The 5459-nt window shown below is 48.2% G+C and carries 4 protein-coding genes and 2 pseudogenes; 5 read left to right on the forward strand and 1 reads right to left on the reverse strand.

Features of this window, described 5'->3' with window-relative positions:
- A pseudogene (locus POG22_RS04300) lies at positions 1-133 on the forward strand (IS30 family transposase); the annotation flags it as partial.
- A 334-nt stretch (positions 134-467) separates the two neighbouring features.
- Here POG22_RS04300 and POG22_RS04305 read toward each other — a convergent pair.
- Positions 468-1727, reverse strand: a complete 1260-nt coding sequence (locus tag POG22_RS04305) for an efflux RND transporter periplasmic adaptor subunit (protein ID WP_063714647.1) — start codon at positions 1725-1727, stop codon at positions 468-470.
- A 401-nt stretch (positions 1728-2128) separates the two neighbouring features.
- Here POG22_RS04305 and POG22_RS04310 point away from each other — a divergent pair, with 401 nt between their 5' ends.
- The 4 genes and pseudogenes from POG22_RS04310 to POG22_RS04325 form a co-directional block, all read left to right on the forward strand.
- Positions 2129-3430, forward strand: a complete 1302-nt coding sequence (locus POG22_RS04310; protein ID WP_498903826.1) for a serine/threonine protein kinase — start codon at positions 2129-2131, stop codon at positions 3428-3430.
- 13 nt (positions 3431-3443) lie between these two features.
- Complete coding sequence (locus tag POG22_RS04315) at positions 3444-3974, forward strand: hypothetical protein (RefSeq protein ID WP_498903827.1); 531 nt, start codon at positions 3444-3446, stop codon at positions 3972-3974.
- Between the two features lie 74 nt (positions 3975-4048).
- Positions 4049-4186: pseudogene (locus POG22_RS04320) on the forward strand (Uma2 family endonuclease); the annotation flags it as partial.
- A 130-nt stretch (positions 4187-4316) separates the two neighbouring features.
- A partial coding sequence (locus tag POG22_RS04325) for an ISAs1 family transposase (RefSeq protein WP_498903829.1) occupies positions 4317-5459 on the forward strand: 1143 nt, incomplete at its 3' end.

The raw sequence follows: 5459 nt of genomic DNA on the forward strand, positions 1-5459 counted from the left end.
AATCTTGTCACCAGATGCGGTCAAAAAAGCAGTAGATTTACTCAACGATCGTCCTCGAAAATCTCTTGACTATCGAACCCCTTCTGAGGTATTTTATAGTCAGGGATCGGAGACCGTTGCATTTCAAACTTGAATTGGCGAATTTATCAAAAAATCTAAAAATACGAAATCTCGCAATTTAAACTTGTGAATCGATTCATTTTTATTTCATACAAAATATTCGACAAGAAAATACAAATCGCTATATTTAGCGTCAATGTAATTTAAATACTATTTAAAATAAAAAAGATGATTTTCAACCATAACAGTACAAATCTTCATCTCAAGACGATTGAAGCGGTGTACGTTTTAGTGGTGCGCCTCTTTCATAGAAGAGTTAAGAATATAGAGTGAAGGGTTAAAGAGGAATTCCCACCCTACACTTTTTCCTTTGCACGGTTCATTGTAAAACACGCATTCTACGGCGGTTATTCTGGTTCGCTGAGAAAGCTTGGGCGAACGATTTGGGCATCGCTGAGGGGGCGATCGCTGCGAACCACAAATCGATCGCCCGGAACTAAACCTTCGAGAATTTCTACTTTTCCATCTTTGCGATCGCCCAACTGCACAGAACGGGCGCGAACGGCGGTTTCGGGTTGGTTATCGCCGACAATAAATAAAGTGTTGTCCCCCTCCGCACTCACCTCTAAGGCACTGTCGGGAATCCAAACTGTCGATTTGGGCGGTGTATTGAGAGTGACACGGGCGAGAAGTCCGCTACCGATGGGTTCGTTGCCGAGTTCGGCGTTGCTGAGGACGATTTTCACGGGGATGAGTCGGGCGACGGGATCGGCGATGGGGAAAATCTGCGAGACTCGTCCGCTAAAGCTGCGACTGGGGAAGGCGTCGAGATTGACTTCGACGGATTGTCCCAGGGAAACTCGTTCTCGATCGCGATCGGGGATTTCGATGCGAACTTCGATTTCGCTGAAATCTCCCAATTCGAGGATCGTGTCTCCGGTTTGTACGATATCGCCGGGTTCGAGAACGCGATCGAGGACGATTCCGCCAAACGGGGCTAAAACATCGGTATAGGCGAGTCGTTGTTCGATGCCGTTGACGAGGGCTTGTTGGGCGTTAACTCGTTGTTGCGCTGCATCGATGGTGCGATCGCGAATTCGTACTTGTTCCTCAGCGGCCAGAAGTTGTTGTTCGAGGGTGCGAACGGCGGTTCGGGCAATTTCGGCGTTTTGTTGGGGAATCGCCCCTTGTACGGCGAGACGGCTGAAACGGCGGGCGTCCGCTCTCGCCTGTTCGAGTTCGGCGCGAATTTCTTCGACTCGCACTCGCGCCTCAGTGGTTTGACTGCGGGCCTCTTCGACTTCGGCTTGTCTCGCCCCCACTTCCGCTTCGGCGGCTGCCAGTTCCGACAGTAGCAGGGTATCTTCGATTTGGGCGAGTACCTGTCCTTGGAAAACGGGATCGCCTTCTTCGACGGTGAGATCGAGTAACTGTCCGTCGCTGCGGGCGCGAAGGGAGACGCGACGGGCGGGTTGAGTGGTGCCGCTATAGGTGAGTTCGTCGGTTTGCTGTTGCGCCTCTGCTACGGCGACATCGACAGTGACGGTTCGATCGCTCCGATCGCTTTGGGCTTGGGCGGTTTCTTCGCGATCGGCGGCGCATCCCATGACGAGACACAAGCTACCGACAAGTATGGCGATCGCCCCGGATTTTTGAAGTCGTATCATCGGCTGTTGGTCTCGCTGGAGGAACGAACTTGAGCGGACGGCGAAGGTTGATTCGGGACGAGACGTGCAACGATTTTCCAATCCCTCGAGTCTTCTATATCTTAAAGATTTATAAAAAAAATAGCTACTTCTTCAATAGAGATGGTAATAAAAACCGTTTCAAGGAGACGATCGAGCCGAACGGGATATCGGGACTCTTCGCTAAAAAAAGAATTGCGATCGCATCTTTGCCCGTTCAGATCGTTACATAGCGATCGACTCAAAAACACATTCAAAACCGTAAAAGACATTCAAAAAGGTATCGAGCCTCCAAAAAACGCGATCGCCCTGAAATCTCAAAGTTTTCGCCGTTCCCGATTTGAAAATGTAACAATACAAACTAGGCGATTCGACTCTCCCCTATGAACCCGTTCCCCGACTTCCAGCCTCGCGGATACCGCATCCAACGCGAACTCGGCAGCAACCGCAGCGGCGGCCGCGTCACCTACCTCGCCACAGAACTCGACACCCAGCAGTCCGTGGTGTTGAAACAATTCCAATTTGCCTCAACCGCCGGATGGTCAGTTTACGACGCCTACGAACGGGAAATTCAAGTGCTGCGAGGACTCAACCACCCCGGAATTCCCCGCTATCTCGACTCCTTTGAAACCGATGACGGCTTCTGTCTGGTTCAAGAGTACAAAAACGCCCCTTCTCTCGCCGAACCTCGCAGTTTCGACCCGGAAGAGGTCAAACAAATCGCCGTTTCCCTCCTCTCCATCCTCATTTACTTACAAAACCGCATTCCCCCCGTCATCCACCGCGACATCAAACCGGAAAACGTCCTCGTCTCCGACGACTTGCAGGTATATTTGGTGGATTTCGGCTTTGCCCGCATCGGCGACGGCGAAGTGGCGATGAGTAGCGTCGTCAAGGGAACTCTGGGATTTATGCCCCCCGAACAACTCTTCAACCGCCAACTGACGGAAGCCTCGGATTTATACGGCGTGGGGGCAACGCTGATTTGTCTGCTAACCGGAACGAAATCGGCAGATATCGGCGAGTTAATGGACGAAAACTATCGCATCGATTTCAAATCCCGCGTTCCCAAAGTTAGTTTGCCCTGGATTGCGTGGCTAGAAAACATGGTGCAACCCGTTCCTGCCAAACGTTACGCCAACGCCAGCGACGCACTTGAAGCGTTAAAACCCATTTACGTAAATCGGGCTCCCACCGTCAACGCCAAACCCGACAGTCTGGAATTGGTGGCGACGAAGTTGGGGGAAACTCTCACGGCGACGGTGATGTTGAGTAACCGCGTTCCCGATACGGTATTGGTGGGGCGTTGGGAGTTCGTCTCCCATCCGAAGGATTTGCCCAGTAAGCCAGAAAAACACCATTGGATTCGCGTCGAACCCGATCGCATCGAGGGCAATCGCAGCCTATGTAAAATTAAAGTAGATACGGGAAAGTTACAGGCGGACGCTGTCTATCACCGTCAACTGAAGTTTTGTAGCAACGCTGAACCCGAAACTGCCACTGTGAATTTAACGGTCAAAACAGCCCCAGCCCCGATTCGCGTTCCCGTTCCCCCGTTTCGTCGGTTGTTGGTGTTGTTTGCAGTGGCTGCGGTGTTGTCGTTTAGCGTTAATGGTTGGTGGGGAGCGACGCTGTTTGTAGCGAGATCGATCGTGCGATCGATCGATAATTTTTGGTCGATGTAGCTGTGAGGAACCGATGAAAACTCCGCTTCCACCTCAATCTTCCAACTCGGAAAATTCAGATCTTCAAAAATCCGAATCGCGAGAATTTCATCCGTTTCGCGACAAACAGCTTTGGTTGACGGTGACGGTTCTCGTGGTGATGCCGATCGTCGTTACGGTTGCTGCATTTAAATTTATTGCTATCTCCCCAATTCTCGTAAGTTTTACGCTGAAACTCGTGGCGTCGATCTTTTTCCTCGCCCTTATCGGTGTGGTGTTGCTGTTCGTTCCAGCATTGTGTGTTTGGGGAATTATCGAAACGTTTCGGTTCATGCACAAACGCGGTTTTGGCGATGGGGTGGCGACGGCGATGCCGCTATCGACGGTAGCGTTCGGAATTGGAGTCGGTTCGTTATTGCGCGAAGGAAGTTTTTATCCGGTATGGCTGGCGGTTACGGGAATCACCGCGATTCCCCTCGTTGCAATGTTGGTGTACCGACCGATTCAACAATCGCGACTGTTGAAAAACTACCGAAAATCCGAGCGAAATTTGATTCGGCCGTAGTTTTTGGAAACTATTGAAACAGAGTGGATACTAAGAATCGGAGAGTTAAGGTTGTGAGTACAGAACTTCAAAAGATCGATCGCATCCGATTTACAATCCGCGATCTCGAGTTATTGCCCAACACTGAAAACTGCCATGAAATTATCGACGGAGAACTCTTCGTGACCCGTGCGCCCCACTGGAACCATCAAAAAGTGTTGGGACGATTGTATCAGGGTAAGCTCATCTAATTTTGTAGCCAATTTACTTGACAAACAAAACAAAATGTCGATCGAGCTAGATTGAATAAATTTGGTTAAGATCGAGATGCATCCCAATTAAGAGTATTTTGAATTCAAGATTATGGCTAAAGGTTTTGCCCCTAAAGTTGAAACGAAAAACAAAAAGACCGAAACTCGACTTCAATCTATCCCCTCTATCTCTGAAGTACAAGACAATTTATTGAGTTATGTCGAAGAAATTAAAGACCCTCGCTCACCTCGAACTCAAAAACATTTATTAAAAGATATTTTAGTGATAGCAATTTTAGCCGTTATTGCCGGCGCCAAAGGCTGGGAAGACATGGAAAATTACGGACTTAGTAAATATGTCTGGTTAAAAGAATTTTTAACCTTAACCAATGGAATTCCTTCCGATGATACGTTTCGGCGAGTTTTTGAACGAATAAACCCCACGGAATTAGAGCGAATATTAGCCCAATGGCTTCAAGGGATTCTGGGGTCTTTAGTGGGAGAAGTGGTCTCGATCGATGGTAAATGTCTTCGAGGCTCTTATGACCGAGAAAAGGGGATTAAAGCATTAAGTTTACTGACCGCTTGGGCGGGGAAGCAACAACTCATTTTGGGACAAGTCAAGGTGGAAGATAAGTCCAACGAAATTCCGGCAATTCCCACTTTATTAAAGTTGTTAGATATTCAAGGAGCTGTCGTCACGATTGATGCTATGGGGACTCAAGTTAAAATTGTTCAACAAATTCAAGCCCAAAAAGCTGATTATGTCCTCGCCTTAAAAAAGAATCATTCTACGCTTTACACTCAAATTGAAGAAAAGTTTGAATCCTTAAGAAATTGTTCGGATTACCCAAGCGAAGTGAGCTACGAACAACGCCTTGAAAAAGGACATCATCGTGTTGAAAAACGACGAGTTTGGGCGATTCCCGTTTCCCAATTTACCCATCTTCATCATCAAGAACAATGGTGCGGACTTCAAACCATTGTCGTGGTCGAACGAATTCGTCATCTTTGGAATAAAACGACTCGGGAAGTCCAGTTTTATCTGTCTTCTCTTCCTGCTAATGCTTCTCTTTTAGGCAAGATTATTCGACAGCACTGGGGAATTGAAAACCAAGTTCATTGGGTTTTAGATGTGACTTTTAATGAAGATTCCTGTCGGATTCGTTCTGGTCATAGTCCTCACAATTTATCTTTACTCCGCCGCTGGGCGTTGAATGTTCTTCGTCAAGAAACCACTCTTCGGCGCAGTTTG

The sequence above is a fragment of the Geitlerinema sp. CS-897 genome (assembly GCF_028368005.1).
GTDB lineage: Bacteria > Cyanobacteriota > Cyanobacteriia > Cyanobacteriales > Geitlerinemataceae > Baaleninema > Baaleninema simplex.